We start from the raw sequence: 26,614 nt of genomic DNA, 5'->3' as shown, positions 1-26,614 counted from the left end.
GGTCCACCCGCATCGCCCCCTTGAGGGGGAGCGGCCAAAGGCCGCCTGGGGGTGGGCTTCCCTTCCGGTCCACCCGCATCGCCCCCTGGGGGGCGCGCGTAAGCGCGTAGGGGGGGGAATCCCCCCCCCCCTACAGCGTCCCTTCGGTCTCGCGCTGTTCGCCGGGCCAGTCGCGGATGTAGGCCTTGAGCATGCGGTTCTCGAAACCCTGGGCCTCGAGCACGGCCCTGGCGACGTCGTAGAACGAGATCACCCCCAGCAGCATGCGGCCGTCCATGACGGGGATGTAGCGGGCGTGCTTGTCGAGCATCAGGCGCCGCACCTCGTTGACTTCGGTGTTGGGCGATACCGTGACCGGCGCGTCGTCCATGATCGACCGGATGGTGGTGGTACCCAGGGAGCCGCCGTTGGCCTGCAGGTGCCGGATGATTTCGCGGAAGGTGAGCATGCCCACCAGCTCGCCGAACTCCATGATGACCAGCGAGCCGATGTCTTGCAGGGCCATCGTATCGACGACCTGCCCGACCGGGGTATCGGGGCTGGCGGTATAAAGCGCGTCGCCCTTGACGCGCAGGATTTCACTGACTTTGATCATGACGGCCTCCTCAGCCACGCACGCCGGTTCTGTTTATGGGGTCGGATCTGGGGAATATATCGGCTCGTGCATGGCCATGTAGCTATCCTAGCGCGCCTCGAAACACGCTTCAACTCGCCGCCGCCACACCGCCCGCATCCAGCGCCGCCAGGATGTTTCGAGCTGTTCGCTCGATGTGCTCGGCCAGGATCTCCGCGGCCAGGTCTTCCTTGCGGTCCAGCGTCGCATCCACCAGCGAACGGTGTTCCTGGGCGACGTCGCGATCGAAGGGCTTGTAGGCCAGGAACAGGCGCCGGTAGCGCGCGCTGAAATGCTGGAGCGAATCGCACACCATCAGCGCCAGCGGCATGCGGCAGGCCGCCAGCAGCGCCAGGTGGAACTCGCGGTGATGCGCTTCCCACTCGTCGACGACGCCGCCGTCCTTCTGTTCCGGACGCTCGTAGCGCGACAGCCGGTGGTGGGTCAGGACGATGCCGTCCTCCCAGTCGCGGTTGCCGTGCCGGATGGACTCGCGCAGGGCCATGGGCTCGAGCGTGGACTGCAGTTTCGCGACCTCGAGCAGGTTCTCGCGCGATACCGGCGCGACCTTGAACCCTTTCTTGTCTTCGTTGACCACGAAGCCCTCGGTGGCCAGCCTGGCCAGGGCCTCGCGCAGCGGGGAAAGGCTGACGCCGAAGTCCCCCTTGAGTTCTTCGATGGAAAGCCTGGCACCTGGGGGACGCCTGCCGGAAACGATGTCGTTGCGTAACCGGGTCGCAATCGTGCTCGCGAAATTCTGTCCCGTGCTCGGAGCCGGCTGTCCAGCCGGCAACACCGATGCCAGTTTCATCATGCCCCTCGTCTTTTCATTCATCGTAACACGCAGCCCAAATCATCTTTCTATTGACAGATAATCGATTATTCCTAAAAATCACCTAAAAATCGAAAATAAAAAAATCATCGATTATGGAGAAGGAATTGAAAGCCGACGCCTATCGCGACTTATCGGATGCGCAGCCCCTCCTTTCCCTGGCCGCCCGAGTGGACGTTGCCCACACGGCCGTGCTGGTGATCGACATGCAGAACGATTTCTGCGCCCCCGGCGGCTATGTCGAGCGCGTCATCGGCAAGGACACCGCGGCGTGCTGCGCCATCGTGCCCCCGCTCCAGGCCCTGATCGACGCCGCGCGCGAACATGGCATCCCGGTCTTCTGGCTGCGCGCCTGCTACCGGCCCGACCTGCTGCCCGCGTCCATGCGCACCAAGCTGGCCGAGCAAGGCATCACCGACGTCTGCTGCGATCGCGATACGTGGGGCTACGACTGGTACGGCGTCCAGCCGCTGTCCGGCGAACCGGTGCTGGAGAAAAACAGCTACGACGGCTTCGTCGGCACGACCCTCGAACACGAACTGCGCGCCCGCGGCATCCGTACACTGGTTTTCGCGGGCGTCCAGACCAACATCTGCGTCGAAGCCACGCTGCGTCATGCGAACGCGCTGGGCTTCCACTGCGTCGTGCCCGAGGATTGCGTGGCATCGCACACGCAACCCGCGCACGAGGCCACGCTGAACAACGTCCGCTTCCTGCTGGGCGACGTCACCCGCCTGGACGCGCTCGCGTCCCACTGGCGGGCCTCGCCGCCGCGCGTCTACCTGAACTACACGCAGGAGGAGCTGGATCGCGCCTACGACCAGCGAGCCTGGGCCGACAACCGGGACGCCATGCTGGCCTGGTACGCGCAGGCCAGCGCCAGCGCCCGCGAGCAATACCCGCACCACCGGCACGTTCCCTATGGCCCGGGCCCCCACGAGACGCTGGACATCTTTCCGGCGCAGCGGCAAGGCGCGCCCATCCACGTCCACGTGCACGGCGGCGGCTGGCGCAATCTGAGCAAGGACGACGAGTCCTTCCTGGCGCGCACGCTCGTCCCCGCGGGCGGCGTGCTGGTGGTGCTGGATTTTTCGCTGATTCCCGAGGTGCGCCTGCCCGACATGATCGCCCAGACCCGCCGTGCGCTGGCCTGGGTCCACGCCAAGGCGTCGCGCTTCGGCGGCGACCCCGGACGCATCCACCTGTCGGGCCACTCGTCCGGCGCTCATATGGCCGCGGTCCTGGCGACCACGGACTGGGAATCCCTGCACCTGCCCGCCGACCTGATCAAGAGCGCGCTGCTGATCAGCGGCATGTACGACCTGCATCCCGTGATGCTCAGCGCCCGCAGCGGCTACGTCGAACTCCAGCCGGACGAGATCGAGCGCTACAGCCCGATCCGGCACCTGTCACGCCTGCGCTGTCCGGCCGTGGTCGCGATCGGCGACCGGGAAAGCCCGGAATTCCAGCGGCAGGCGCGGGACTTCGTCCGCGCCGCGCAGGAACAGGACAGGCAGGTGGAGCTGATGCTGCTGCCCGCCACCAACCACTACGAAATCGTGACCCGGTTGAACGACCCCGGCTCTGCCCTTTCCCAGGCCGCGCTGCGGCTCATGGGCCTGCCGGGTTGATTGTCGCCATCGCCAAAGGAGGATCTTGCCCGCCCCACTGATTCAGTAGCCCCTGCTGCTTTCCCCATCATTACGTGAAAGGACTGAACATGCTTGAAGGATTCAAGATTTATGACGCAGATGCCCACGTTCTAATGACCCCGGAAATGTGGGAAACCCTTCCCAAACAGTATTGGCTGCGGCGTCCGCGGCCGGTCAAATTCGGCGACGGCCATGAACTCGGCAATTGGGGTACGGCGTGGCTGGTCGACGGCCGCATCGAACCGCATCCGTTCGGACCCGGCACCCATGCCGCCAATACCCCTGGCATGGTGCTGGAGGAATACGGCGCCAACCGCGCGCGCGCCGGCGACTTCACCGCATTCTCCCTGCCCGTCGGCTGTGTCACGCTGGGCGACGTCGCCGACCGCCTCACCGCGATGGACAAGCTGGGCATCGACGTCCAGGTCCTGTTCCCCAGCACGGTCTACGCGACCATCGCCGCGGACGCCACGCTGGAAGGCGAACTCTTCCGCGCCTACAACCGCTACATCGGCACGCGCTGCCGGGACGCCGCCAAGCGCCTGCGCTGGGTAGGCCTGCTGCCCATGCGGGACGCCGAGCAGGCCCGGCTGGCCATGAAAGAAATGATCGCCATGGGCGCGGCCGCCGCCGTGGTGTTCGGGACCGTGGGCGACCGTATGCTGTCGCACCCGAGCTTCGAGCCGATCTGGAACGAGTTCTCGCGCACCGGGCTGCCGCTGTGCGTGCACATGGCCATGAGCTTCCCGCCGCTGGCGCAATTGTGCGAGTCGATCCAGGACGCCAACATGATCGGCAAGGCCATGCCCGCGCAACTGGCCTTCATGGCCATGGCCGGCCACGGCATGCTGGACAAGTACCCCAGCCTGAAGGTCGCGTTCCTGGAGTTCGGCGGCGAATGGATCTTCTATTCGGTGGGGCGCATGAAGCAATACGCCGAAGTCAACAAGGGCCGGATGGCCGATCCCAGCATGCTGCCCAAGAGTGAAGTGGACGACCTGGTGAAATCGGGACGCATCTACCTGGGCCCCGAATCCAGCGACGCCATGCTGGCGCACGAACTCAAGCTGCTGGGCGATGGCCAGCTTCTTTATTCCTCGGACTTTCCCCATGGCGAAGGGCGGGACAACGCCGCGATGGAGATCATCGAACGCCAGGATCTCACCAAGGAGCAGAAGCGCAAGTTCCTTTACGACAACGCGGCCAACTTCTACGGCGAACCCTGATACACGAAGCGACAAGCGGCGGCGCGCCGTCAGGCATGGGGCCTGCGGCGCGCCCACCGGTAAGGAGAAACGTCACTCCAGGAGAGATTCCATGAAGCCGTTCCACCATCGCCTTGCCCGATATTCCCTGCTACTGCTGCCCCTGGCCGCCCATGGCGCAGCCTGGGCCCAGAGCAATGCCTACCCTTCCCGGCCCATACGCATCGTGAATCCCTATGGGGCGGGCGGGCTGGGAGACGTCAGCTTCCGCCTGATCGCGCCGCTGATGGAGAAACAGCTCGGTCAACCGCTCGTCATCGAGAACAAGCCCGGGGCCTCCGGCAACCTGGGCGCCGCGGACGTGGCGCGCGCCGCCCCGGACGGCTACACGCTGCTGCTGGGGGCAGTGAACAACTTCGCGACCAACCAGTACCTCTATCGCGACATGGGTTTCGATCCGCTGACCGCGTTCGACCCCATCGCGCTGATCAGCAATGCGCCCACGATCGTCGTCGTCAATCCCGCCATACCGGCCCGCAGCCTGCGCGAACTGGCCGCCTATGCGAAAGAGCGGCCGGGCAAGGTGAACTTCGGTTCGCCCGGCATCGGCACCCCGCCTCATCTCGCGGCCGAATACTTCGCCAACCTGGCCAACGTCTCGATGACCCACGTGCCGTTCAACGGCTCGCCCCCCGTCGTGCTGGCCTTGCTGCGCAACGACGTGAACGTGGCCTTCTACACCGCGGGTCCCATCGCAGGTCCGCTCAAGGCCGGCACCATCCAGCCCATCGCGGTCGCGGCCAACGAGCGGCTCGACATCCTGCCCAACGTGCCGACCACCACGGAAGCGGGCTACGGCGCCCTGCAGACGGGCAGCTGGATAGGCCTGGCGGCGCCCAAGGGAACGGACCCGGCCATACTGGACAAGCTCAACGCCGCCGTACGGCAGGCGCTGGCCGATCCGGAGGTGCGCAGGCGCTATGCGGACATGGGCATGCTGACCGGCAACACCAGCCGCGCGCAGTTCTCGTCGCTGATCGACGCCGAGGCCACCCGGTGGAAGAAGGTGATCGCCGACGCGGGGATCGCGAAATGATCCTGGCCGCGCCCCGACCATGCTGACGCTGACGCTTGCCTGCGCCGCCTATGACCGGACGCGGCCGCTGATCGACGGACGGGTCGCCATCGAGGGCGTCGTCCTTCAGGCGACGACGCTGCACCCCGAGGCCGCCTTCGCGCGCGCGAAGGCGGCCGAGTTCGACCTGACCGAGCTGTCCTTGAGCGGCTACCTGCGGTCGCTGGAGGCCGGGAACCCGGCCTATGTCGCGCTGCCGGTCTTTCCTTCTCGCGCCTTCCGGCACGGCGGCATCTACGTGCACGCGGGCAAGGGCATCCGGTCCCCTTCCGACCTGCGCGGCAGGATCATCGGAACGCCGGACTACAAGACGACGGCCAATGTCTGGATCCGGGCCTTCCTGGCCCACGACCACGGCGTCCAGCCTCACGAGATGCAGTGGGTGGAAGCCCCCATGGAGGCCGGCGAACCCGGCCCGGCCGCCGCCACCGCCCTACCGGGAGTCTCCATCCTCGCCCCGCCGGACCACGACTTGGCCGGCATGCTGGCGCGCGGGGAGATCGATGCGGTCATCGGCGCCAAGGTGCCATCCAGCTTCGGCGCCGGACAGGACGCCGTGGTCCGGTTGTTCCCGGACCATCAACGGGTCGAGCAGGCGTACTACCGGCGCACCGGCTTCTTTCCCATCATGCATCTGCTGGGCCTGCGGCGCGAGCTGCACGAGCGCCATCCGTGGCTGGCCCAGGCGGTCTGCCACGGCTTCGAGGCCGCCCGGCGCATGGCGCTGCAGGACATCCGGGACGTCTGCCAGCTGGCCGCCACCCTGCCCTGGGTCACGGCGGAATACCAGCGCACCGTGGACCTGATGGGCGAGGACTACTGGCCCTACGGCCTGGACGCCAACCAGGAGGTGCTCCAGGCCTTCGCGCTCTACCACTTCCAGCAAGGCTTGTCCGGCCGGCTGCACGCCCCCCGCGATTGGCTTGCGCCCACGGATTTTTCTTCGAACCGCATCACCACGAGATCCGCATGAACGAACGCCCCGCACCCTACGACATCGAGGCCACGGTCCCCGATTTCCGCACCCACCTGCAACGCTACGCCGAGGCCAGCCGGCTCACGCGCGAGCAACGGCCGACCCGGCTCGACCTCGCCTACGGCGAGGGGGCCGCGCAAACGCTGGACGTCTATCTGGCGGACGCGCCCCACGCCCCCGTGGTGATCTACCTGCACGGCGGCGCCTGGAAAGGCTCGAGCAAGTCGGACCGCGGCTTTCCCGCCCATACCTTCGGGCCGGCGGGCGCCATCTGGCTCTCCATGGAATACCCCCTGGCGCCCGCGGCCAGCGTGGACGACATGGTCGCGTCCGTACGCCAGGGCGTGGCGTGGGTCCATCGCCATGCGGCCTCGTTCGGCGGCGACCCCGACCGCATCTTTCTTTGCGGCAACTCCGCGGGCGGCCACCTGGCCGGCATGGCTGCCGCCACCGATTGGGCCGGACAGGGTCTGCCGGCCGATCTCGTCAAGGGCGTCACGACGGTCAGCGGGATCTTCGACATGCGGCCCATGGCGCAGTCGCTGATGAACGAATGGCTGCGCCTGGACGCGGAAAGCGCCGCGCGCAACAGTCCCCTGCTGCACCTGCCCCGCGCCGCCTGCCCCCTGGTCTGCGCGGTGGGTGAAAAGGAGTTGCCCGAATTCGTCGAGCAGTCCGCCGGCTATGCGCGCGCATGGGCCGCCGCGGGCGCCCCCTCGCGCTTCCTGCCCATGAAAGGCCACGACCACTTTTCCATCATCGACGAACTGAACCGGCCCGACGGCCCGCTGGTGGCGGCGATGTTCGAGCAGATCGGCCTTCGCAACCGCGGCGCCACGGCCCGCGCCCACACATGAAAGGAGTAGCCCGAATCATGAAACCGCGTCTTCGCTCTTGCCTTGCATCGTGCGCCCTGGCCGTCGCGGCCGCGCATACGCCCACGCATGCCGACGAAAAGCCCTTGAAGATCGGCGTCGTCACCGAGTTCTCCGGCACCTATGCCTCCGCCGGGCAGTCCATCGAAAGCGCGATGCGCGCCTACATGAAGCTCAACGGCGACACCGTGGCCGGCCGCAAGGTCGAACTCATCCTGCGCGACACCGGCGGCATCTCGCCCGAGAACGCGCGCCGCTACGCGCAGGAGCTCGTCACGCGCGACAAGGTCGATGCGCTGGTGGGCTTCAACTTCACCCCCAATGCCCTGGCCGCGGCGCCCATCGCCACCGCGGCCAAGACGCCGATGATCGCGCTCGCGGCCACCGCCATCGTCACCGAGAAGTCGCCCTATATCGTGCGCACGGCGTTCACGCTCGGACAGACCTCCGCGCCCATGGCCACGTGGGCGGCCAAGAACGGCATCAAGCGCGTGTTCTCGCTCGTGTCCGACTACGGCCCCGGCCACGACGCGGCCCAGGCCTTCAAGGACGCGTTCACCGCAGCCGGCGGCCAGATGGCGGGCGAGATACGCATGCCCGTCAGCGGCATGGAGTTCGCACCGTTCCTGCAGCGGGCGCGCGATGCGCGCGCCGACGCCATCTTCGTGTTCGTACCGGGCAGCGAAGCCGCCATTGCCTTCATGAAGGCCTACAACGAACGCGGCTTCAAGCAGGCCGGCATTCGCCTGATCGGCACCGGCGACCTGGTCGACGACGATTCGCTGCCGGCCATCGGCGACGTCGCGCTGGACACCGTCACCGCGCACCACTACTCGGCCGCGCACGACTCCGACCTGAACCGCGCCTTCGTCAAGGCGGTCCAGGCCCAGGGACGCAAGCGGCCCAATTTCATCGGGGTGGGCGCGTATGACGCCATGGCCGTCATCTACGCCGCGGCCAAGAAAACGGGCGGCGATACCGACGGCGACAAGCTCATCGCGGCGATGAAGGGGCTCAAGCTCGACAGTCCGCGCGGCCCGATCTCGATCGACCCCGCCACGCGCGACATCGTGCAGGACATCTACATCCGCAAGGTCCAGAAGGTCGGAGGCGAGCTCTACAACGTCGAGTTCGACAAAATCGAGGCCGTCAAGGCCCGCTAACCAAAGGAGTCTGCATGCTGACCGATTTCGTCGGCGTGATCATCGATGGGACGTCGTACGGCGCCATGCTGTTCGTGATCGCGCTCGGCTTGTCCATCACGCTGGGATTGATGGGTTTCGTCAATCTCGCGCACACCGCCGTCGCCATGTTCGGCGGCTATTTCCTCGTCACGCTGGTCAATCAGCTTGCCTGGCCGTTCTTCGTGTCGGTGGCCGTGGTCGTCGTGGTGATCGCCCTGGCCAGCCTCGTGCTGGAACGCGTGGTCTATGCGCCCTTCTATCGCGCGACGGCGCTCGACCAGAGCCTCCTGACCTTCGGGCTCATGCTGATGGCCGGCGGCATCGTCCACTATTTCTGGGGGTCGTCGCAGCAAGCGGTGCGGGTGCCCGAGTACCTCGAGGGCCGCTGGTACCTGGGCGACCTGAGCATCTCCAAGTATCGGTTGATGCTGCTCGGCACGGGCATGGCCCTGCTTGCCCTGCTGAACTGGGGGCTCGACTCGACGCGCCTGGGCGCGATGATCCGCGCCTCGGTCGACAACCAGCGCATCGCGGCCTCGATGGGCATCCCGGTCAAGCGCGTATTCATGATCGCCTTCGCGATCGGCAGCGGGCTCGCCGCGCTGGGGGGCGCGCTCGGGGCCGAGGTGCTGGGCCTGGATCCGGCCTTCGCCACGCGCACGCTGGTGCTGTGCCTGCTGGTGGTGGTGCTGGGCGGCGCCGGCTCGGTCAACGGCACCTTCTTCGCCGCCATGCTGCTGGGCATCTGCGACATCGGCAGCAAATACTACGTTCCCGAGTTCGGTGCCTTCATGATCTACGTGCTGATGGCGGTGGTCCTGCTGTACCGGCCGCAAGGCCTCTACAGCCTCGTCGCGCGCAGGAGGGCCGCATGAACGGCAACCCGCTGCGTCCATTGCTGGACCGCTCGCGCTGGCGCGCGCCCGAACTCTTATTCTGGGCGCTCATCATCGCCGCGTTCTTCGCCTTTCCCGATCACCGCAGCCTGGGCGCGCAGGTGCTGGTAACCGGCATCTTCGCGCTGTCGCTCGACATGCTGCTCGGCTACGCGGGCATCGTCACGCTGGGGCATGCCGCGTTCTTCGGCGTGGGCGCGTTCACTGCCGGCTGGCTCGGCAAGTACGGCTGGCACGAACCGGTCTCGGCGCTGGCCATCGCCGCCGCCGTCGCGGCCTGCGCGGGCGCGCTCGGCAGCCGGCTGGTCGTGCGGGGCACCGATCTGAGCCGGCTCATGGTGACGCTGGCCATCGGCCTCGTGCTGTACGAGGCCGCCAACAAGGCCACGGCGGTCACCGGCGGCATCGACGGCCTGCAGGGCATCGAGTTCACGCCGCTGCTCGGCCTCTTCCCGTTCGACCTCATGGGATCGACCGCCTATGTGTATGCGGCCATAGTGGCCTTCGTCACGCTGTACCTCGTGCGCAGGCTGGTCCATTCGCCCTACGGCTTGTCGCTGCATGCCACGCGCATGAACCGCCGCCGCGCGCTGGCGGTGGGCATCGACGACGGCCGCACGCTGGCGATCTCCTACATCGCCTCGGCGGCGGTGGCGGGCATCGCGGGCGCGTTGACGACGCAGATCACGCAATTCATCACCATCGACGCACTGGGTTTCGGCAGGTCGGCCGATATCCTGATCATCGCCGCGCTGGGCGGCGTGGGCTACCTTTACGGGGGCTTCATCGGCGCGCTGGTATTCGTCGTGGGCCGCGACCTGCTGTCCGGCATCAGTCCCGCGTACTGGCATTTCTGGCTCGGCCTGCTGCTGGTGCTGACGATATTCTTCGCGCGTGGCGGCATCATGGGCACCGCCGCGCGGCTCGCCCGGCGCCTGGCGCAAAGGGAGACGCAACGATGATCCAGACCGTCGACCTGTGCAAGCGCTTCGGCGCGCTGGTGGCGACCGACAACGTGAACCTGTCGCTCGCTCCCGGCGACCGGCATGCGCTGATCGGCCCGAACGGCGCCGGCAAGACGACCTTCATCAACCTGTTGACCGGCATGCTGCGCCCGACCTCGGGCCGCGTCCTGCTCGACGGCGCGGACGTGACCGCGGCGGCGCCCGACAAGCGGGTGGATCTGGGACTGGTGCGTACCTTCCAGATCAATACGCTGTTCCTGGACATGACGGTGCTGGAGGCCGTCACGCTGGTCGTGCTGGCGCGCACCGGCGCCGTTCGCTCGCTGTTCGGTTCGCTGCGCGAGCATGAACCGGCGGCCAGCGAAGCCTGGGAACTGCTCGAGCGCATCGGCCTGGCGCCGGATGCGCACCGTCCCGCCCGCCAGCTCGCCTATGGCAGGCAGCGGCTGGTGGAAATCGCGCTCGCCCTGGCGCGCAAGCCCAAGGTGCTGCTGCTGGACGAACCGGCGGCCGGCGTCTCGGCCGCCGACAGCCGCCATGTCTTCACGGTCCTGGATCGCCTGCCCCCGGACATCGCCATTCTTTTGATCGAACACGACATGAACCTCGTCTTCCGCTTCGCGCAGCGCATCTCGGTGCTCGTGGCCGGCCGCCTCATCGCCACGGGGCTACCCGGCGACATCGCTCGCGACCCCCGCGTGCGCGAGGCCTACCTCGGCCAGGCAACGCCCCTGGAGGCGGCATGCCCATGAGCGCACCCCCTCCTGCGGCCGAAAACCACGCGTCCGGCAGCCTGCTGCAACTGGAGCACGTACGCGCCGGCTATGGCGACGCGATGGTGCTGGACGATCTTTCGTTCTCCCTTGGCGCTGGCGACAGCCTGGCGGTGCTCGGCCGCAATGGCGTGGGCAAGACCACCCTGCTCGAAACCTTGATGGGCAACACGCGCATGACGGCCGGACGCCTGCTCTGGCAGGGCCGCGACATCGCCAGGCTGGACGCCTGCCAGCGATCGCGGGCGGGCCTGGGCTGGGTGCCGCAAGAACGCGAGGTGTTCGCATCGCTGACCGTCGAGGAGAACCTGACCGTGGTCGCATGCCGGGGCCCGTGGACCCTGGACCGGGTCTATGGCCTGTTCCCGCGGCTGCGCGAGCGGCGCAACAACCTGGGCAACGAACTGTCCGGCGGCGAACAGCAGATGCTGGCCGTCGGCCGCGCGCTCATGACCAACCCGCGCCTGCTCCTGCTGGACGAACCCATGGAGGGCCTGGCCCCCATCGTCGTCGAAGAACTGGGCGCCGCCATCATCGCCCTGCACACGCGGGAAGGCATGACCACCATCGTGGTCGAACAGCATCCGGTCATCGCCCTGGCCATGGCCTCGACCGCCATCATCCTGGACCGCGGCCGCATCGTGCATCGGTCCTCGAGCGCGGAACTGCGGGCCTCGCCCGAGACGCTCGACCGCTGGCTCAATGTTGCCGCGGCCGAGTGAACGACTTATCGTTTTCAACGAACAAGGAGCCGACATGGGAATCCAAGACACCGACAAGACCCTGCCATCGAACCGCATGGTGTTCGAACTGCGGCGCGACGAACAGAAGTACCTCGCCTTCAAGCAGGACATCGAAGCATCCATGGCCGCGTACGGCCTGTCGGACGAAGAAAAGCGCGCGTGGCGGGACATGAACATCGAGGCGCTGGGCGCCATGGGCGTGCACCCCTACTTCCTGCCGCAGATATCGCGGCTCTTCAAGGGCGGCTCGCGCAACCACAACGACAGCGACGCGGCGCGCCTGTACGCAGAAAAAATGGGCATCGCATCGCAGGACTGATCCGGAGAAAGACATGGCAAAAATCGTCGCAACCCTGGGCGTGGCCCACGCACCCGGCGTCACGGGCTGGATAGACAAGGCGCCCCAGCACGAGCAGGACGGCGTGCTGGACGGCTACGCGCAGTTCCAGAAGCTGATGGACGAAGTGCGGCCCGACGTGGTCATCGGCATCGCCAACGACCACCTGCTGAACTTCCCGCTGGACAACATTCCGGACTTCTGCGTGGGCATAGGCGAACAATGGGCCGGTCCGGCGCCGTGGTTCCGCGACTGGCTGAACGTGCCGGACTACACGGTGCGCGGCCACCGCGACCTGGGCCGCGCGCTGGTGCGCGAATCGGCCAAGGCGGGCATCAACCACGCGTTCGCCGACAAGCTGCTGTTCGACGACAACTGGTCGGTGCCGCTCAAGTTCCTGTTCCCGCGCTACGACGTGCGCTTCGTTCCCATCCACATGAACCCCATCGTGCCGCCGGTGCCCTCCGCGGCGCACTGCTATGCGGTGGGCGAGACGATCGCGCGCATCGTCCAGGCCTTCCCGTCCGACGAACGGGTGGTCATCATGGGCACGGGCGGCCTGTCGCACGACCCCGGCGGCAAGGACTACTTCACCGTGCACGAGGAATTCGACCGCTGGTTCCTGGCCTTGATGGAAGAAGGCAACGCCGGGCGGGTCAAGCGCGAATTGACCTTCGAGAAACTGCTGACCGGCGGGGATGGCGGCGCGGCGGAGCTCCTGGCCTGGGTAGTGGCCATGGGCGCGGCCGAGGTGGCCGGCAACGCGCGGGCGGAAACGGTGTTCTACGTGCCCTCGGTGCCCATGCGCTGCGGCATGGGCGGGGTGTACTGGCGGCTGGAATAACGGCGGGAATGACGGCGCGGCAGGTGCGGGCCGCGCCAGGTCACGAGGCGCGCAGGCGGCGCAGCCGCTCGTCCTCCACGCCCTCGGCCGCCTCTTCCTCGGCCTCGGCTTCCTCTTCCTCCCGGTCCGGCTCCAGCTCCAGCTCGCGGTCCAGCGCCAGTTCCGCCTCGACGTCCTCGGGCCGCTGTTTCAGGGCCTCGGCGATGGTGACCGAGCCGCTTTCCCAGGCGGCGTTCACCGCGTGCAGCAGCATGGGGTCGTCGGCCAGCGGCGCCCGGTCCAGCAGCAGCCGGTCCACCACGGGAGCCAGGGTGGCCACCGTGGGATCGCACACCATGGCCCAGCGCTCGCGGGCGGCACCGGCATCGCCGATGCGGGCGATATAGCCGATGCTGGACAGGGTGTCGAGCACCACCATCAACTCGTCGTGGTGCAGGTTCAGCCGGCTGCGCAGCGACAGCGTGCTCAGGCCCGGCGGATTGCGGTCGCGCACCGACGACAGCGCGCGCAGGATGGACAAGGCATCGACGAACGGCCGCCCCGGCCGCCGCACGGTTTCCCAGCGCCCCATGCGGATCAGCGGCAGGCTGGCCGCCAGCGTGGCGCCGAACAGCGTCACGAGCCACGACATGTAGATCCACATCAGGAAGATCGGCAGCGTGGCGAAGGCGCCGTACAACACGGTGTAGGTGGGAAAGCGCGTCAGGTAGAACGCGAAGGCCGACTTCATGATTTCCAGCACGATGGCCGCCGCGAAGCCGCCCGTCATCGCGTCGCGCGCCTCGACGTGCCGGTTGGGCACCACCATGAACAGCGCACCGAAGGCCAGGCCCGTCAGGATCAGCGGAATGAAGGACAGCAGCACGCCGATGGGCGCGGGAACGTCGCCCACCAGCCCCATGGATTCGCGGGCCAGGAAGGACGTGGCCCACAGGCTGGCGCCGATCAGCACCGGCCCCAGCGTGAGCGTGGCCCAGTAGATCAGCACCCGCTGCGGCAGCGGCCGGCCCTTGCGCACGTGCCAGATCTCGTTCAGGGCCTTGTCGATGGTCAGCATCAGCGACACGGCCGTGATCATCAGGAAGATGCCGCCCACCGCGGTCAACCGGCTCGCCTTTTGCGCGAACTGGTTCAGGTACTCCATGATGTTGTCCGCCACCGAAGGCGGCATCAGGTTGGTGATCAGGAATTGCTCCAGCGCTCCCTGGAACTCGCGGAACAGCGGAAAGGCGGTGAACAGCGCCAGCGCCACCGCCAGCAGCGGCACCATCGACAGCACCGAGGTGAAGGTCAGGCTGGAGGCGACCTGGGTGATGCGCTCGTCGGCCGCGCGCTGCAGCGCGAACCGCAGCAGCCGTCCCACGCGCACGGGCCACGACTCGTTGGCGAGCAGGCTGCGGCGCAGCGCGATGGCGCGCGCCTGGATGGAAGCGGCGCCCGAAGGGGGTGGCGGCGTGAAGGAAGTATCGGGCTCGGGAGCTTTCTGGACCATGTCGAGGGATAATACGGGCCTATGGATATTCTGATCTTGTACTACAGCCGGCACGGCGCGACACGCCAGTTGGCCGAGCACATCGCGCTGGGCGTGGAACGCGTGCCCGGCGCGCGGGCGCGCCTGCGCACGGTTCCGCCGGTCTCGGCCGTGTGCGAGGCCACGGCCCCCGCCATTCCCGACAGCGGCCCGCCCTACGTCGAACCGGCGGACCTGGAAGAATGCGCGGGCCTGGCGCTGGGATCGCCCACCCGCTTCGGCAACATGGCCGCGCCCATGAAGCACTTCATCGACCATACCACCCAGCAGTGGCTGGCGGGAAGCCTGGCGGGCAAGCCGGCGGCCGTCTTCACGTCCACCGGGTCCATGCACGGCGGACAGGAAAGCACGCTGCTCAGCATGATGCTGCCGCTGCTCCATCACGGCATGCTGCTGCTGGGCCTGCCCTTCACCGAACCCGCGCTGATGGCCACGCGCCACGGCGGCACGCCGTATGGCGCCTCGCACGTGGCCGGCGTCGACAACAGCCTGCCCATGCAGCGCGACGAAACCCAGTTGGCCGAAGCGCTCGGCATGCGCCTGGCCCGCACCGCCCTCGAACTCCGCACCGGCCGGCAGGCCCCCGCACGATGAACGCTCCCTCCGTCGACCTCAACCCGCGACTGCGCCTGGTCGCCTCGATCTCGCTGCTGGCCCTGATCGTGCTGTGCATCGCCTGGGAAACCGTGCTGGCGCCGCTGCGGCCCGGCTCGATGCTGGCGCTCAAGGCGCTGCCGCTGCTGCTGCCGCTGCGCGGCGTGCTGCGCGGCAACCTGTACACCTACCAGTGGGCGTCGATGCTGATCCTGCTCTATTTCATGGAAGGCGTGGTGCGCGCGACCACCGACCCCGCGCCGTCCTCGTACGTAGCCTGGGCCGAGGTCGCGCTGACCACGGTCTTCTTCTGGTGCGCCATCCTGTACGTGCGGCCGGCCAAGCGCGCCGCGCAGGCCGCCCGCAAGGCCGCCAAGGCGGCGGACAAACAGGCGGGCTGACCGCCGCCAGGGAGCAACCGGCATGGAACTGCTGACCGAACTCGCGAACCTGCTGGGAGCCGGCCAGGTGCTGACCGGCCAGGACGCCGCGCCCTACCTGACCGACTGGCGCGGCCGCTACACCGGGGCGGCACAGGCGGTGGTCCGGCCCGGCACGGCCGACGAGGTCGCGGGCGTCGTGCGCCTGTGCCGTCGGCACGGCGTCCCCATCGTGCCGCAGGGCGGCAACACCGGACTGGCGGGCGGCGCCACGCCCGACGCCGAAGGCCGCGCGGTGGTGGTGTCGACGCGGCGCCTGGACCGGCTGCGCGCTCTCGACACCGACGACGACACCATCACCGTCGAAGCCGGCTGTGTGCTCCAGGCCGCGCAGGATTGGGCGCGCGAGGCCGGACGGCTCTTTCCGCTCAGCCTGGCCTCGGAAGGCAGTTGCACCGTGGGCGGCAACCTTGCCACCAATGCCGGCGGCACCCAGGTCCTGCGCTATGGCAACGCGCGCGAACTGGCGCTGGGGCTGGAAGTCGTCACGGCCGACGGCGAAATCTGGGACGGCCTGCGCGGCCTGCGCAAGGACAACACCGGCTACGACCTGCGCGACTTGTACATAGGCAGCGAAGGCACGCTGGGCATCATCACCGCCGCCACGCTGCGGCTCTATCCGCTGCCCGTGGCGCAATGCACGGCCCTCGTGGCCCTGCCCTCGCTGGAAGCCGCCGTCGCGCTGCTGGGCCTGGCCCGCTCGGGCTTCGGCGCGGCGCTGACCGGCTTCGAGGCCATGTCCCAGGCCAGCCTGGACGTGGTCACCCGCGCCTTCCCCGACCAGAAGCTGCCGCTCGGCCCCACGCCCTGGTACGCGCTGCTGGAAGTGTCCGACAGCGAAAGCGCGGCGCATGCCCAGGAACGCTTCCACGCGGTCCTGCAGCAGGCGCTGGAACAGGGCCTGGCGCAGGACGCCGCGGTGGCCGCCAGCCTGGCGCAAAGCCGCGCGCTGTGGCACTTGCGCGAAAGCATCTCCGCCGCCCAGTCCTGGGAAGGCAAGAACATCAAGCACGACATCTCGGTCCCCGCCTCGCGCATCCCCGCCTTCGTCGCCACGACGGACGCGCTGCTACAGGCGGCCATTCCCGGCGTGCGCCACGTCACCTTCGGCCACCTGGGCGACGGCAACCTGCACTACAACGTCAGCCGGCCGCCGGCCATCCCGGAAGCCGATTTCCTGCTGCGCCAGGACGAGGTCTACCGCCTGGTGCACGACAGCGTGCACGCGCACGGCGGGTCGATCAGCGCGGAACACGGCATCGGCCAGCTCAAGCGTGGCGAGCTGGCCCGCTACAAGAGCGCGGTGGCCCTGGATCTCATGCACCGGATCAAGCAGGCGCTGGATCCGGACGGCCTGATGAACCCGGGCAAGGTCCTGCCCTAGGGTCCGGTCCGCCGGGCGCCGCCGCCCCGCTGGCGCTGCGAGGTCTGGTTGCCGCCGGTGCCGATCTGGTCGGTATGGCCGTCCTTCTTGGTGCGGTTCTGCGTGTCGCCGTGGCTGCGCTGCTGCTCGCGCGGCTGATCGTCCGCCTGGCGGGGACTGGGCGGGGAAGCGGGATGGTTCGGCATGGCGCGCTCCTTCAGGAAGAGACCGGCATGCCGCAACTTTCGTGCCGCGCCCACGGCGGCAGCGGCGTGAACTCATCCCTGAGCCAGGACAGCAGCGCCTGTACCCGGCCCAGGTGGGTCCGGCTGTGAGGCACCAGGGCGCGTATCCAGTATTCGGGAATGGCGAAGTCCTCCAGCACGCGGACCAGTTCGCCCCGGCCCAGCGCGCCATCGACGATATAGGCCGACAGGATCGCGATGCCATTGCCCCGCAACGCCGAATTCAGCAGCACGTGTCCATCGTTGGTGCTCAGGCGCGGCGCCACGTCGACCGCGATCGGCCCGTTCGGCCCCTGGAAGGTCCAGACCGGCCCCGTGGGCTGGAAATTCAACAGCGCGTGCCGCGCCAGATCCGTGGGATGGGCGGGACGGCCGCGCGCGGCAAGATAGGACGGCGCCGCCACCGCCATGCGCGGCAGCGGGCACAGCCCGGCCTCGAGCACGCCGTCGTACGAAGCCGGCAGCATCCCGACCACGATGTCGAACCCTTCCTGGATGGGATTCACGGGCCGGTCGATCACCACCACGTCCATGCTGACCTTGGGATGGACCTCCAGGAAGCGCCCCAGCGCATCGCCCAGGCACATCGCGGTCAGCGACGTCGGCACCTTGATGCGCAGATGCCCCTCCAGTTCGTGCGCCTGGCCCAGCGCGCTGCCGAACGCGTCCTCGACGTCGTGGACGATGCGCCGGGCCGCGGGCAGCAGGCGCTGGCCTTCGTCGGTCAGGGCCAGGCGGCGGGTGCTGCGTTCGAACAGCCGGGCGCGGGCGCGCCATTCGAGCTGGTCGATGCGCTTGGTCACGACGGACGCGGCGATGCCCAGCTGGCGGGCCGCCTTGGAAAAGCTGCCGGCCTGCGCCACGGCGATGAAGGTCCGGAAATTGACGATGGTGTCCATGACCTCTCTGTTTTCGCGAATAATGATCGCGCTTTTTGGTGGATTCTATATAAATAGCATGAGGATTAATGTGGCGGAACGTCAAGAACTTTCCGGAGAACCCCGCCATGCCGCTTGCTTTGCGTCCCCTCCATCCCGACGTGGGAGTGGAAGTCCTGGGTTGCGACCTCGGCCAGCCCCTGGGCGACGAGCAGTTCCAGTCGCTGCTGGACGCCTATCACCGCCATTCCGTCGTCGTCGTGCGCGGACAATCGCTGGCCGCGCCCGCGCAGGCCGCGCTGCTGCGCCGCTTCGGCACGCCCAAGATCTCGCAGCGCAAGGAGTTCCACGTCCCGGGCACGCCCGAGATCGGCCGCGTGGGCAACACCCGCCACCCCGACGGCACGCCGTCGGCCTTCCTGGACCGCTACGGCAACCTGTGGCACAGCGACACGGCCAGCGACCAGCACGTCGACGGGGTCACGATGCTGTACTGCGTGATGACGCCGCAGGTCGGCGGCGACACGCTGTTCGCCAGCATGGGCAGGGCCTACGAAACCCTGCCGGCGGCGCTGAAGGCCCGCATCGACGGCAGGACCGTGGTCCATAACTTCAACCAGCACAACGACTACCTGCTGGCCCGCAACCCCGGCTCGGCCCAGCCCCTGTCGGCAGCCGACCGCGCCAGGTGGCCGGACCGGGAACACGAGCTGGTGCAGCGCCATCCGGTAACCGGCCGCCCGTTGTATTTCATCAGCCCGACCCTGGTCCGGGGCATCAGCGGCTATTCCGACGAGGAAGCGCAGCGGCTGTCCGCGGAGCTGGTCGCCCACGCCACCCGCCCCGAGGCGATCTACCGCCACAAGTGGCAGGTCGGCGACCTGGTCTTCTGGGACAACCGCGCCTCGCTGCATTCGGCCTCGCCCGCGGACTACCAGGGCGGCCAGCGGTTGATGCATCGCGGCTATGCCTATGTCCACTATGCGTGAGGGCGGGCTGCGCGTCGGGCATTTCCAATCGGTGCCCTGGATTCCGTTCTACGTCGGCAGCGAGGACTGGCCGATGCGGCGCGTTCCCTGCATGTCCAGCACGGTCCTGGCCATGGCCGACGCCGGCCTGCTGGACGCGACGCCCATGGCCACGGTGGACTGGCTGGCGCGCGGCGAACCATGGCCGCGCCTGGGCGGGCTGGGCCTGGCCTACCGCCAGCGCGCGGGCAGCGTACTGCTGTTCTCGCCGCGCCCCATCCACGAACTGGACGGCGCGGACATCGCGATCTGCGACGAGACCGCCACGTCGCTGCGAGTGCTGCATGCCATCCTGGCGGGCAAGTACGGGCTGCGCATCGGCCGCTGGCGGCGCGGCCTGACCGCCGACCCGTCCATGCCTCGGCTCCTGATCCAGGACCAGGCGGTCGAGGAAGCGGCGCGGGGACGCTTCCCGCATGTCCACGACCTGGGGCGGGAATGGTGGGAGTGGCAAGGCACCCCGGTGGTCTCGGCGGTATGGGTCCATCGCCGGGGCCTGGCGGACGACGCACTGGAACCGCTGCGCGCCGGCCTGGCGGCCTCCCTGTCCCGGTACGCCGCCCAGCCGGACCTGGCCATCGAACGCCATTGCGCGCGCCACGGCGTAGCCTCGCCGCCCGCGGCGCTGCGCGCGCTGCTCGGCAATTTCGAGTTCGAGCTGGGCGAGGCCGCCGAGGCGGGCATACGGCGCATGGCCCAGGTCCTGCCCACCACCGTGCCCCTGCAAGCGTGACACCCCCTCCCGTCCTTCATCCATCCAAGAAAAGGAGACATCCATGCCCTGCATTTCGCACCGTTCCGCGCCACGCCGGCGCAGGCTGGTCGCCTTCACCGTCCTGTCGGGCGGCCTGCTTGCCACGGGAATGGCGCACGGCGCCGACGCCCCCTGGCCCACCCAGCCGATCAAGCTCATCGTCGGCTTTCCCGCCGGCACCTCGCCCGACACGGTGGCCCGGCTGATCGCCGAGCCGCTGTCGCAGAAGCTGGGCAAGCCGGTCATCGTCGAGAACAAGCCCGGCGCCGCCGGCAACATCGGCGTCGACCTGGTGGCGCGCGCCACCGACGGCCATACCTTCGGCGTCACCGCCCACGGCCCGCTGACCACCTCGGCCCTGCTCTATCCCAACCTGCCCTACGACGTCGCCCGGGACCTGCAACCCTTGTCATTGGCCGCGGTCAGTCCGCAGATTCTGGTCATCGATCCCAAGCTGCCCTATGCCACGCTGCACGACCTGCTGACCGACGCGCGCGCCCGCCACAAGGAGATCTCGTACGGGTCGGTGGGCGTGGGATCGGGCTCGCACCTGACGGGCGAGCTGTTCGCGCAGGAAGCGGGCATCCGGATGATGCACGTGCCCTACCAAGGCTTCCCCCAGGTCACCATGGCCGTGATGAGCGGGCAGATCCAGGCGGGTTTCATGGCGCCCTCGGGGGCCATCGAACAGGCCAAGGCGGGCAAGGTGCGCGTACTGGGCGTCACGTCGGCGCAGCCTTCGCCGCTGGCGCCGGGCGTGCCGACCGTCGCCCAGGCCGCGAGCCTGCCGGGCTTTGCCGCGGAACTCTGGATAGGCGCCTACGCGCCGCGCGCCACGCCGGCGCCGGTGGCCGCCATGCTGGCGAAAGAGATCAACGCCATCCTGCGGTCGGCCCCGGTTCGGGCCAAGCTGGCGGCGCAAGGCTGGGAGGCAACGGGCGGCTCGCCGGCCGACATGGCGGCGCGCATCGAAACCGATACGCGCCGCTGGGGCGAGGTGATCAAGCGGCTGGGAATCAAGCTGGAATAGCGGCGCGCGGACGCCGCGGCAGTCGCGTGGCGGCTACATCGCGCTCGCGCGCCAGGCGCCGTTCTCCTGCTTGCAGAACCAGAAGCCCCAGTTCTCCTTGGCCGTGCCCTGGGCCACGTCTGCCGCCAGGAAGCGGCAAGTCTGGCCCTTGCTGGTACGGGTGGTGTTCTTCGGCGCGAACGTGACATTGACCGGCACCTGGCGCGCCCGCGCGGGCTTGCTGGCCCAGCTGGATTTCTGGCCGTCGGCCACGTCGTTCAGCACGCGTCCGACCTCGGCCGAGAACTCGGTGGCCTGGGCCTTGGGAATGCGCAACAGGATGGACTCGTTCAGGAAGCTGAGATTGGCGGCATAGGCCGTGCCCAGCGAGCCGGCCAGCAATAGCGTGGCGGCAAGGAATTGCTTGCGCATGAAGAGGATCTCCGGGGTCTAGACGTGACGGCAATGATATCGGTTAACCACGCGGCAGGTTATGATTGCGGCATTATGCTTTCAAATCAAAGACTTGGCGGCTGGGAGCTGTGTGTCGCGCCCATGATCGACTGGACCGACCGCCATTGCCGCTACTTCCACCGGCTACTGTCCCCGCATGCCCGCCTGTACACCGAGATGATCGCCACCGGCGCCATCATCTACGGCGATGCCGCCCGGCACCTCGATTTCGATCGCGCCGAGCACCCGGTCGCACTGCAACTGGGCGGCAACGAACCCGAGGCCCTGGCGCGCGCGGCTCGCGCCGGCCAGGAATGGGGCTACGACGAGATCAACCTGAACTGCGGCTGCCCGTCGGACCGGGTACAGAAAGGCGCGTTCGGCGCCTGCCTGATGTCCACGCCGACCCTGGTGGCCGACTGCGTGAAGGCCATGCGCGACGCGGTCGGCATCCCGGTCACGGTCAAGCACCGCATCGGCCTGGACTATGACGAGTCCTACGCCTTCGTGCGCGATTTCGTCGGCACGGTGCACGAAGCGGGCTGCGAGGTTTTCATCGTCCACGCCCGCAACGCCGTGCTCAAGGGCCTGTCGCCCAAGGAAAACCGCGAGATCCCGCCGCTGCGCTACGACGTGGCGCGCCAGCTCAAGCGCGACTTCCCTCACGTCCTGATCGTGCTCAACGGTGGGCTGACCGAGCCGGCCGCGCTGGCCCACATCGGCCACGGCGGGGGCGAACTGGACGGCGTCATGCTCGGGCGCGAGGCCTATCACCGGCCCCGCGTGCTGTCCGAGCTGTCCCGCCTGCTGTGGCCGCAGGCCCCCATCACCGACGACGAGACCGTGGTGCGGGCCATGATGGACTACGCCGGCCGACAGGTGGCCCGCGGCGTGCCGCTGCGCTCGATCGTCCGCCACATGCTGGGCCTGTTCAACACGCAGGGCGGCGCCCGCCGCTGGCGCCAGATGCTGTCCGACAGCCGCCTGCTGGCCGCCAACGATCCCGCCCTGATCGACGCCGCCTGGCAGGTCGTGGCCGGCGCCGCCGAGCGCCGCGCCGCCTGAGATTCCGGCGCCGCCCCCCGCGGCGCCGAACAACCGGCGCTATTCACCGCTATTCGCGCTTTCGACCTGGCCGCGCGCCGGCCATACTAGCGGACAGGTACGGCCCGCGCCCGTGCCCGCCCAGGGGAGGTCATGGCCCAGATCGTATGCGTGCTGGGAAACAAGGGAGGTACCGGCAAGACCACGTTGTCGCACATGATCTCGCATGGCATGGCGCTGCTGGGCAAGCGCGTGGTATGCGTGCTGACAGACCTCGAGCGTGAGCGCCTTTCCAAGGAAAACCGCCTCTACCTGCCTTTCGACGCCCGCGATGCCGGCAACCTGGCCAAGGTCGTCGCCACGCTGAACGAGGTCGGCGACTGGTTCGGCGTCATCGACGGCGGTGGCAACCGCTCGGATACCGACAGCCATCTCGCCAACCTGGCGGACCTGGTCCTGCTGCCCTTTCGCGATTCCCACGAAGACATGCGCACCGTGCTGCGCGACCTGGAATGGATGCCGCGCGCCTGGGGCCTGCCCTCGCAGTGGCCAGCGGACGCGCCGGCGCAGCGCCTGGCGCAAACCGCCACGGACGAGCTGCTGGGCGCCTTCGGCCACCGCTTGCTGGACCCCAGCCCCCATCTCGCTGCAACCAAGCTGCTGTTGCAGGACCGCGTCCCCGCTTCGCTTCCCTGGCAGCTCACGAACGCCTGCGTGGCGCTGGCCATGCAGGTATTCGAGCTGCTGGACGTCCAGTACGAAAGTTCCGAGGCATTCGTGGCGCCACGCTAGCAAGCCGGGGCACGCAAGTTGCTGGAAACGCCGGCCACCCGTTTCTTTTCATGGGAGACCGACGATGCCAGGCAAATCCAATCCGCAGACCCTGCCCCCCCAGCAACAACCCAGGCAACCCGGCATGCAGACAGACATGCATCCCGAGCCCAGGACGACGCGCCCGGATTACCGGGGGTCGGACAAGCTCGAGGGCCGCTGCGCCATCGTCACCGGCGGCGACAGCGGCATCGGCCGCGCGGTGGCGGTGGCCTTCGCCAAGGAAGGCGCGGACATCCTTTTCACCTACCTGGACGAGACCGCCGACGCCGAGGAAACCCGCCGGCTGGTGACCCAGGCGGGACGCCGCTGCGTGGGCATGGCCGGCGACCTCGGCAGCGAATCGCATTGCCGCGAGATCGTGCGGCGCGCCATGGAAGAGTTCGGCCGCATCGATGTCCTCGTCAACAATGCCGCCGAGCAGCATCCGCGCAAGGCGCTGGAGGACATCGACAGCGCCCAGCTGGAGCGGACTTTCCGCACGAACTTCTTCGGCATGTTCAACCTGAGCCGCGAAGCCCTGCCGCACATGGGGTCCGGCGGCGCCATCATCAACACGACGTCGGTCACCGCCTATCGGGGCAGCTCGCACCTGATCGACTACGCCGCCACCAAGGGCGCGATCGTCGCCTTCACCCGTTCACTGTCGTCGGCGGTGGTCGAGCGCGGCATACGCGTGAACGCGGTGGCGCCGGGGCCGATCTGGACCCCCCTTATCCCCGCTTCGTTCAGCGCCGAGGAGGTCTCCACCTTCGGCTCGAAGGTGCCGATGAAGCGCCCCGGCCAACCGGAGGAAGTGGCCCCCTGCTACGTCTTCCTGGCGTCGGACGACGCCAGCTACATGACCGGCCAGGTCCTGCACCCCAACGGCGGCGAAATCATCAACGGCTAGGCCGGGCCGGCGCGCTGCCGAACATGTTCATCAGCGCATCGAAGCTGCTGGCGCCGCGCATGGAGAAGACGAAGCATTCGCCGTCCTGGTAGTCGGCGGCGCGCATGCTTTCGGCCAGGCGCTCGGCGTCCTCGATGGCTTCGTTCCAGGTGCCGCGTATCAGCGGGCAGTACCTGAGCCGGCTGTCCAGCATGTCCTTGCCCGAGCGGGCCTTGACCTCGACATAGCCTCGGAACTGTCCCTCCGGCAGATCGTGCACGCGGGATTTCAGGAAGTATTGAACGGCGGCGTGTTCGACGACTTGGTTCATGACTGGCCTCCAGGAGTCCGTCTCTTGATCCTAGTCCATTGGAGTGCAAGATTTACGAAGAGGTCCGCCGCGCTAGCAAAAGTTTACATTCGTGCCAGGCTTGTGGCGGTCGGCGCCACACGGCAACAATTTCGCGGCTGGCCGCATGCGGCTGCCGGTATGATGGTCGTTTCGTCGCCGCGCTGTTTCCGTACGTTCCATGAGGTCCCGCCACGCCGTTCTCGCCCTGCTGCTCGCAGCGGGCAACGCCTGCGCGGCCGACCCGGCAAGCAGCGCGCCGGCCGCTGCCGACACGCAATGGGCGGCCAGCTTCGCCGCGTTCGACCAGGCCGACCGCCTGCATGCGCCGGCCCCCGGCGGCATCCTGTTCATAGGCAGTTCATCCATACGCCTGTGGAACGACCTCGAAACCCGGTTCAAGAACCTGCCCGTCCTCAAGCGCGGCTTCGGCGGTTCGCGCATGATCGACTGCGCGCGCCACCTGACCCGGCTGGTCGTTCCCTACAAGCCCCGCATCGTTCTGGTCTATGCCGGCGACAACGACCTGGCCGAAGGCCGCTCGCCCCGCGAGATCCTGGACAGCTTCACCGTGTTCGTCGAAGGCGTGCGCCGGGCGCTGCCTGAAACACGGATCGCCTACATCTCGATCAAGCCGAGCCCGGCGCGCTATTCGCTGATCCCGCAGGCGCGCGTCACCAATACGCTGATCAAGGCCTACACGGAAAGCGTCCCCAACGCCGACTACATCGACGTCTTCACTCCCATGCTGACCGCCGACGGCATGCCTCGTGCCGAGTTGTTCCGCAGCGATGCGCTGCATCTGAACGACGCGGGCTACGCGCTCTGGACGTCGGTCATTTCGCGCCACGTGCGCTAGGCCCGCTTTCCCCTTAGCCCGGCCCCGTTCCCACGCTCAGCGTCGGCCCGGCTCCGCCGGCGCGAGCGGTCGGGGCCGCCCGCCGGCCCCGGCCCGCGCCCGGCCCGGAACCGAACATGCGCACCAGCCGGGCCACGGCGTACATCGCGGCGATGCTCAGGCCGAACATCAGCGGATCGAACCAGGGCGGCCGGCCCGGATGGCTTTCGCCCACCACGGCCAGCGCGACCAGGACGATCACCAGATGGGCGCAGAACACCGGCAGCGACGCGGCGCCCAGCGTTTCCAGCAGCCGCATGCGGGGTAGATGGCGGGTCAGCCAGCCGCCGCCATGCAGCAGCACCACGACCAGCGCCAGGAAATCGAGCAATCGCAGCGGCCCGATGTGCCACTTGTCGAACCACAGGTTGAGCGGATCGCCCTGCGCAAAGGGCTCCAGCCCGGTCATGTGGCGCCAGACGAAGAAGACGATCGCGGTCCCGACCGCGGCCTTGACCAGCCACGGCGGGAAGACGGCGCGGCGCTCGGACGGCACCCGCGCGTGGTAGGCGCCCAGGCACAGGCCGAGCACCCACAGCAACTGCCAGGCGAAAGTCTCGAACGACCCGGTCTCGCGAAACGGCACCGGCAGGCCGGTGGCCGCCACCAGGCCGTCGTACAGCGCGCGCGACAGGCCGAACTGGGCCGCGCCCCACAGCGCGATGCTGGCCCCTATCACCGTTTTCCATCCCCCTTGCAGGACATGGCTGAGGATCCACGGGCTGGCCAGCATGAAGACGATGTAGACCGGCAGGATGTCCAGCAGCGGCGGGTTGTAGATCATCAGCAGCCCTGTCCACAGGCCGGTCAGCGGCGCATGCAGGTAGAACGACATGAGGTTGTTGGCGGCGGGCTGGTGAAACTTCATGCCCAGCGCGGCGATGACCGTGAACAGGAAGAGCAGGCACGCCGCCTGGCAGGCATAGATGACCAGAGCGCGCCGCAGGAACGCGCGGCGCATCGCGGGAATGCCGTCGCGCACGGCGCGCTGGGTGTACACCAGCCCCGCCATGTAGGCCGACAGGAAGACGAAGCCTTCCGCCGCCGAGACGAAACCGAAAGGCTGGCCCGCCGGTATCGAGAACCAGGTCGGCAGGTGCGTGGACGTCATCAGCACCAGCATCAATCCGCGCAGCGCGTCCAGTTCCCAGCGGCGGGACGAGGCGGGCGGCGGAGCGGGAGCGAAAGTGGAAGCGGTGGACACGGGCGTGGCGGGCGCAATGTAGGGGGAGTCTGCATGGACAGCATGGAATGCGAACAATTCGTGGTTGTTGCAATCCGATACGGGTAAGCCCC

The 26,614-nt window shown here is 68.2% G+C and carries 30 protein-coding genes; 22 read left to right on the top strand and 8 right to left on the bottom strand.

What is annotated here, in order from left to right; genetic code table 11:
- Window positions 1-130: 130 nt before the first annotated feature.
- The gene (locus tag WKR98_RS14290; protein ID WP_192901757.1) at window positions 131-595 is read right to left on the bottom strand and encodes a CBS domain-containing protein; all 465 of its coding nucleotides are present in this window, start codon (window positions 593-595) and stop codon (window positions 131-133) included.
- A gap of 109 nt (window positions 596-704) precedes the next feature.
- Window positions 705-1,427 (bottom strand): GntR family transcriptional regulator, encoded by a 723-nt coding sequence (locus WKR98_RS14285; RefSeq protein WP_161567833.1) that lies wholly within the window; start codon window positions 1,425-1,427, stop codon window positions 705-707.
- A gap of 125 nt (window positions 1,428-1,552) precedes the next feature.
- Between WKR98_RS14285 and WKR98_RS14280 the strand changes: the two genes are divergently transcribed.
- The 12 genes from WKR98_RS14280 to WKR98_RS14225 all read left to right on the top strand — a co-directional run bounded on the left by WKR98_RS14280 (window position 1,553) and on the right by WKR98_RS14225 (window position 13,030).
- Window positions 1,553-3,076 carry an isochorismatase family protein gene (locus WKR98_RS14280; RefSeq protein WP_341433911.1) on the top strand — a complete coding sequence of 508 codons (1,524 nt, stop codon included), beginning with the start codon at window positions 1,553-1,555 and terminating at the stop codon, window positions 3,074-3,076.
- A gap of 146 nt (window positions 3,077-3,222) precedes the next feature.
- Complete coding sequence (locus WKR98_RS14275) at window positions 3,223-4,323, top strand: amidohydrolase family protein (RefSeq protein WP_161567835.1); 1,101 nt, start codon at window positions 3,223-3,225, stop codon at window positions 4,321-4,323.
- A 91-nt stretch (window positions 4,324-4,414) separates the two neighbouring features.
- Window positions 4,415-5,398, top strand: a complete 984-nt coding sequence (locus WKR98_RS14270) for a Bug family tripartite tricarboxylate transporter substrate binding protein (RefSeq protein ID WP_341433910.1) — start codon at window positions 4,415-4,417, stop codon at window positions 5,396-5,398.
- Window positions 5,399-5,417: 19 nt separating this feature from the next.
- Window positions 5,418-6,410 carry an ABC transporter substrate-binding protein gene (locus WKR98_RS14265; protein WP_341433909.1) on the top strand — a complete coding sequence of 331 codons (993 nt, stop codon included), beginning with the start codon at window positions 5,418-5,420 and terminating at the stop codon, window positions 6,408-6,410.
- Window positions 6,407-7,270: an alpha/beta hydrolase gene (locus WKR98_RS14260; RefSeq protein ID WP_124689929.1), complete on the top strand. Its 864-nt coding sequence runs from the start codon at window positions 6,407-6,409 to the stop codon at window positions 7,268-7,270. Before WKR98_RS14265 ends, WKR98_RS14260 begins: the two co-directional genes overlap by 4 nt.
- Window positions 7,271-7,287: 17 nt before the next feature.
- Entirely contained in the window at window positions 7,288-8,451 is a 1,164-nt protein-coding gene (locus WKR98_RS14255) for an ABC transporter substrate-binding protein (protein ID WP_124689930.1), read from the top strand.
- Between the two features lie 14 nt (window positions 8,452-8,465).
- Window positions 8,466-9,347 (top strand): branched-chain amino acid ABC transporter permease, encoded by an 882-nt coding sequence (locus WKR98_RS14250; RefSeq protein ID WP_124689931.1) that lies wholly within the window; start codon window positions 8,466-8,468, stop codon window positions 9,345-9,347.
- Window positions 9,344-10,330, top strand: a complete 987-nt coding sequence (locus WKR98_RS14245; protein ID WP_341433908.1) for a branched-chain amino acid ABC transporter permease — start codon at window positions 9,344-9,346, stop codon at window positions 10,328-10,330. Before WKR98_RS14250 ends, WKR98_RS14245 begins: the two co-directional genes overlap by 4 nt.
- Window positions 10,327-11,085, top strand: a complete 759-nt coding sequence (locus WKR98_RS14240) for an ABC transporter ATP-binding protein (RefSeq protein WP_124689933.1) — start codon at window positions 10,327-10,329, stop codon at window positions 11,083-11,085. The genes WKR98_RS14245 and WKR98_RS14240 overlap by 4 nt, the downstream gene beginning before the upstream one ends.
- Entirely contained in the window at window positions 11,082-11,828 is a 747-nt protein-coding gene (locus WKR98_RS14235) for an ABC transporter ATP-binding protein (RefSeq protein WP_341433907.1), read from the top strand. The genes WKR98_RS14240 and WKR98_RS14235 overlap by 4 nt, the downstream gene beginning before the upstream one ends.
- Window positions 11,829-11,862: 34 nt before the next feature.
- The gene (locus tag WKR98_RS14230; RefSeq protein WP_341433906.1) at window positions 11,863-12,168 is read left to right on the top strand and encodes a hypothetical protein; all 306 of its coding nucleotides are present in this window, start codon (window positions 11,863-11,865) and stop codon (window positions 12,166-12,168) included.
- Window positions 12,169-12,181: 13 nt separating this feature from the next.
- Window positions 12,182-13,030 (top strand): DODA-type extradiol aromatic ring-opening family dioxygenase, encoded by an 849-nt coding sequence (locus WKR98_RS14225; RefSeq protein WP_124689936.1) that lies wholly within the window; start codon window positions 12,182-12,184, stop codon window positions 13,028-13,030.
- 40 nt (window positions 13,031-13,070) lie between these two features.
- Here the strand turns inward: WKR98_RS14225 and WKR98_RS14220 are convergent, their stop codons facing one another.
- Window positions 13,071-14,522, bottom strand: a complete 1,452-nt coding sequence (locus tag WKR98_RS14220) for a YihY family inner membrane protein (protein WP_341433905.1) — start codon at window positions 14,520-14,522, stop codon at window positions 13,071-13,073.
- A 21-nt stretch (window positions 14,523-14,543) separates the two neighbouring features.
- On the opposite strand from WKR98_RS14220, the gene wrbA reads away from it, so the two are divergent.
- Genes wrbA through WKR98_RS14205 form a run of 3 tightly spaced genes read left to right on the top strand, consistent with a single transcriptional unit; the run spans window position 14,544 to window position 16,979 of the window.
- Window positions 14,544-15,155: an NAD(P)H:quinone oxidoreductase gene (gene wrbA, locus WKR98_RS14215; RefSeq protein ID WP_124689937.1), complete on the top strand. Its 612-nt coding sequence runs from the start codon at window positions 14,544-14,546 to the stop codon at window positions 15,153-15,155.
- Window positions 15,152-15,556, top strand: a complete 405-nt coding sequence (locus tag WKR98_RS14210; RefSeq protein ID WP_124689938.1) for a DUF2069 domain-containing protein — start codon at window positions 15,152-15,154, stop codon at window positions 15,554-15,556. The genes wrbA and WKR98_RS14210 overlap by 4 nt, the downstream gene beginning before the upstream one ends.
- Window positions 15,557-15,578: 22 nt before the next feature.
- Window positions 15,579-16,979 (top strand): FAD-binding oxidoreductase, encoded by a 1,401-nt coding sequence (locus tag WKR98_RS14205; protein WP_341433904.1) that lies wholly within the window; start codon window positions 15,579-15,581, stop codon window positions 16,977-16,979.
- Here WKR98_RS14205 and WKR98_RS14200 read toward each other — a convergent pair.
- Both WKR98_RS14200 and WKR98_RS14195 read right to left on the bottom strand, forming a co-directional pair.
- On the bottom strand, window positions 16,976-17,164 hold the full coding sequence (locus WKR98_RS14200) for a hypothetical protein (protein WP_087839227.1): 189 nt from the start codon (window positions 17,162-17,164) through the stop codon (window positions 16,976-16,978). The genes WKR98_RS14205 and WKR98_RS14200 overlap by 4 nt on opposite strands.
- Before the next feature lie 11 nt (window positions 17,165-17,175).
- Window positions 17,176-18,102, bottom strand: coding sequence for a LysR family transcriptional regulator (locus WKR98_RS14195; RefSeq protein ID WP_124689940.1), 927 nt, complete (start codon window positions 18,100-18,102; stop codon window positions 17,176-17,178).
- Between the two features lie 107 nt (window positions 18,103-18,209).
- On the opposite strand from WKR98_RS14195, the gene WKR98_RS14190 reads away from it, so the two are divergent.
- From WKR98_RS14190 to WKR98_RS14180, 3 genes are read left to right on the top strand one after another with little or no spacing between them, the layout of a single operon-like run.
- Window positions 18,210-19,070, top strand: a complete 861-nt coding sequence (locus WKR98_RS14190) for a TauD/TfdA dioxygenase family protein (RefSeq protein ID WP_124689941.1) — start codon at window positions 18,210-18,212, stop codon at window positions 19,068-19,070.
- Window positions 19,054-19,842 (top strand): menaquinone biosynthetic enzyme MqnA/MqnD family protein, encoded by a 789-nt coding sequence (locus WKR98_RS14185; RefSeq protein ID WP_341433903.1) that lies wholly within the window; start codon window positions 19,054-19,056, stop codon window positions 19,840-19,842. Before WKR98_RS14190 ends, WKR98_RS14185 begins: the two co-directional genes overlap by 17 nt.
- Before the next feature lie 43 nt (window positions 19,843-19,885).
- Window positions 19,886-20,893 carry a Bug family tripartite tricarboxylate transporter substrate binding protein gene (locus WKR98_RS14180; RefSeq protein ID WP_341433902.1) on the top strand — a complete coding sequence of 336 codons (1,008 nt, stop codon included), beginning with the start codon at window positions 19,886-19,888 and terminating at the stop codon, window positions 20,891-20,893.
- Window positions 20,894-20,926: 33 nt separating this feature from the next.
- On the opposite strand, the gene WKR98_RS14175 is transcribed toward WKR98_RS14180, so the two are convergent.
- A complete protein-coding gene (locus WKR98_RS14175) occupies window positions 20,927-21,304 on the bottom strand; it encodes a hypothetical protein (RefSeq protein ID WP_124689944.1) in 378 nt (125 codons plus the stop codon).
- Between the two features lie 123 nt (window positions 21,305-21,427).
- Here WKR98_RS14175 and dusA point away from each other — a divergent pair, with 123 nt between their 5' ends.
- From dusA to WKR98_RS14160, 3 genes are all read left to right on the top strand, one after another.
- Entirely contained in the window at window positions 21,428-22,390 is a 963-nt protein-coding gene (gene dusA, locus WKR98_RS14170; protein ID WP_445936097.1) for a tRNA dihydrouridine(20/20a) synthase DusA, read from the top strand.
- Between the two features lie 132 nt (window positions 22,391-22,522).
- A complete protein-coding gene (locus WKR98_RS14165; protein WP_124689946.1) occupies window positions 22,523-23,161 on the top strand; it encodes an AAA family ATPase in 639 nt (212 codons plus the stop codon).
- 64 nt (window positions 23,162-23,225) lie between these two features.
- On the top strand, window positions 23,226-24,092 hold the full coding sequence (locus tag WKR98_RS14160; protein WP_124689947.1) for an SDR family oxidoreductase: 867 nt from the start codon (window positions 23,226-23,228) through the stop codon (window positions 24,090-24,092).
- Here WKR98_RS14160 and WKR98_RS14155 read toward each other — a convergent pair.
- On the bottom strand, window positions 24,082-24,402 hold the full coding sequence (locus WKR98_RS14155) for a hypothetical protein (RefSeq protein WP_124689948.1): 321 nt from the start codon (window positions 24,400-24,402) through the stop codon (window positions 24,082-24,084). The two genes, WKR98_RS14160 and WKR98_RS14155, sit on opposite strands and share 11 nt — an antisense overlap.
- 199 nt (window positions 24,403-24,601) lie before the next feature.
- Here WKR98_RS14155 and WKR98_RS14150 point away from each other — a divergent pair, with 199 nt between their 5' ends.
- Window positions 24,602-25,279, top strand: a complete 678-nt coding sequence (locus WKR98_RS14150) for an SGNH/GDSL hydrolase family protein (protein WP_124689949.1) — start codon at window positions 24,602-24,604, stop codon at window positions 25,277-25,279.
- Window positions 25,280-25,292: 13 nt separating this feature from the next.
- On the opposite strand, the gene opgC is transcribed toward WKR98_RS14150, so the two are convergent.
- Window positions 25,293-26,522, bottom strand: a complete 1,230-nt coding sequence (opgC, locus tag WKR98_RS14145) for an OpgC domain-containing protein (RefSeq protein ID WP_238160015.1) — start codon at window positions 26,520-26,522, stop codon at window positions 25,293-25,295.
- Window positions 26,523-26,614: the final 92 nt, after the last annotated feature.

Origin of the sequence: Pigmentiphaga sp. YJ18 (assembly GCF_038066655.1) — a bacterium.
In the GTDB taxonomy this organism is placed as follows: domain Bacteria; phylum Pseudomonadota; class Gammaproteobacteria; order Burkholderiales; family Burkholderiaceae_B; genus Pigmentiphaga.
This window is presented reverse-complemented; position numbering and strand designations above follow the sequence as displayed.

What these genes read in the sequence shown, in the direction of transcription:
- WKR98_RS14290 (WP_192901757.1), bottom strand. Translation starts at nt 595, where the DNA reads ATGATCAAAGTCAGTGAAATCCTGCGCGTCAAGGGCGACGCGCTTTAT.
- WKR98_RS14285 (WP_161567833.1), bottom strand. Translation starts at nt 1,427, where the DNA reads ATGATGAAACTGGCATCGGTGTTGCCGGCTGGACAGCCGGCTCCGAGC.
- WKR98_RS14275 (WP_161567835.1), top strand. Translation starts at nt 3,223, where the DNA reads ATGTGGGAAACCCTTCCCAAACAGTATTGGCTGCGGCGTCCGCGGCCG.
- WKR98_RS14270 (WP_341433910.1), top strand. Translation starts at nt 4,415, where the DNA reads ATGAAGCCGTTCCACCATCGCCTTGCCCGATATTCCCTGCTACTGCTG.
- WKR98_RS14265 (WP_341433909.1), top strand. Translation starts at nt 5,418, where the DNA reads ATGCTGACGCTGACGCTTGCCTGCGCCGCCTATGACCGGACGCGGCCG.
- WKR98_RS14260 (WP_124689929.1), top strand. Translation starts at nt 6,407, where the DNA reads ATGAACGAACGCCCCGCACCCTACGACATCGAGGCCACGGTCCCCGAT.
- WKR98_RS14255 (WP_124689930.1), top strand. Translation starts at nt 7,288, where the DNA reads ATGAAACCGCGTCTTCGCTCTTGCCTTGCATCGTGCGCCCTGGCCGTC.
- WKR98_RS14250 (WP_124689931.1), top strand. Translation starts at nt 8,466, where the DNA reads ATGCTGACCGATTTCGTCGGCGTGATCATCGATGGGACGTCGTACGGC.
- WKR98_RS14245 (WP_341433908.1), top strand. Translation starts at nt 9,344, where the DNA reads ATGAACGGCAACCCGCTGCGTCCATTGCTGGACCGCTCGCGCTGGCGC.
- WKR98_RS14240 (WP_124689933.1), top strand. Translation starts at nt 10,327, where the DNA reads ATGATCCAGACCGTCGACCTGTGCAAGCGCTTCGGCGCGCTGGTGGCG.
- WKR98_RS14235 (WP_341433907.1), top strand. Translation starts at nt 11,082, where the DNA reads ATGAGCGCACCCCCTCCTGCGGCCGAAAACCACGCGTCCGGCAGCCTG.
- WKR98_RS14230 (WP_341433906.1), top strand. Translation starts at nt 11,863, where the DNA reads ATGGGAATCCAAGACACCGACAAGACCCTGCCATCGAACCGCATGGTG.
- WKR98_RS14225 (WP_124689936.1), top strand. Translation starts at nt 12,182, where the DNA reads ATGGCAAAAATCGTCGCAACCCTGGGCGTGGCCCACGCACCCGGCGTC.
- WKR98_RS14220 (WP_341433905.1), bottom strand. Translation starts at nt 14,522, where the DNA reads ATGGTCCAGAAAGCTCCCGAGCCCGATACTTCCTTCACGCCGCCACCC.
- wrbA (WP_124689937.1), top strand. Translation starts at nt 14,544, where the DNA reads ATGGATATTCTGATCTTGTACTACAGCCGGCACGGCGCGACACGCCAG.
- WKR98_RS14210 (WP_124689938.1), top strand. Translation starts at nt 15,152, where the DNA reads ATGAACGCTCCCTCCGTCGACCTCAACCCGCGACTGCGCCTGGTCGCC.
- WKR98_RS14205 (WP_341433904.1), top strand. Translation starts at nt 15,579, where the DNA reads ATGGAACTGCTGACCGAACTCGCGAACCTGCTGGGAGCCGGCCAGGTG.
- WKR98_RS14200 (WP_087839227.1), bottom strand. Translation starts at nt 17,164, where the DNA reads ATGCCGAACCATCCCGCTTCCCCGCCCAGTCCCCGCCAGGCGGACGAT.
- WKR98_RS14195 (WP_124689940.1), bottom strand. Translation starts at nt 18,102, where the DNA reads ATGGACACCATCGTCAATTTCCGGACCTTCATCGCCGTGGCGCAGGCC.
- WKR98_RS14190 (WP_124689941.1), top strand. Translation starts at nt 18,210, where the DNA reads ATGCCGCTTGCTTTGCGTCCCCTCCATCCCGACGTGGGAGTGGAAGTC.
- WKR98_RS14185 (WP_341433903.1), top strand. Translation starts at nt 19,054, where the DNA reads ATGTCCACTATGCGTGAGGGCGGGCTGCGCGTCGGGCATTTCCAATCG.
- WKR98_RS14180 (WP_341433902.1), top strand. Translation starts at nt 19,886, where the DNA reads ATGCCCTGCATTTCGCACCGTTCCGCGCCACGCCGGCGCAGGCTGGTC.
- WKR98_RS14175 (WP_124689944.1), bottom strand. Translation starts at nt 21,304, where the DNA reads ATGCGCAAGCAATTCCTTGCCGCCACGCTATTGCTGGCCGGCTCGCTG.
- dusA (WP_445936097.1), top strand. Translation starts at nt 21,428, where the DNA reads ATGATCGACTGGACCGACCGCCATTGCCGCTACTTCCACCGGCTACTG.
- WKR98_RS14165 (WP_124689946.1), top strand. Translation starts at nt 22,523, where the DNA reads ATGGCCCAGATCGTATGCGTGCTGGGAAACAAGGGAGGTACCGGCAAG.
- WKR98_RS14160 (WP_124689947.1), top strand. Translation starts at nt 23,226, where the DNA reads ATGCCAGGCAAATCCAATCCGCAGACCCTGCCCCCCCAGCAACAACCC.
- WKR98_RS14155 (WP_124689948.1), bottom strand. Translation starts at nt 24,402, where the DNA reads ATGAACCAAGTCGTCGAACACGCCGCCGTTCAATACTTCCTGAAATCC.
- WKR98_RS14150 (WP_124689949.1), top strand. Translation starts at nt 24,602, where the DNA reads ATGAGGTCCCGCCACGCCGTTCTCGCCCTGCTGCTCGCAGCGGGCAAC.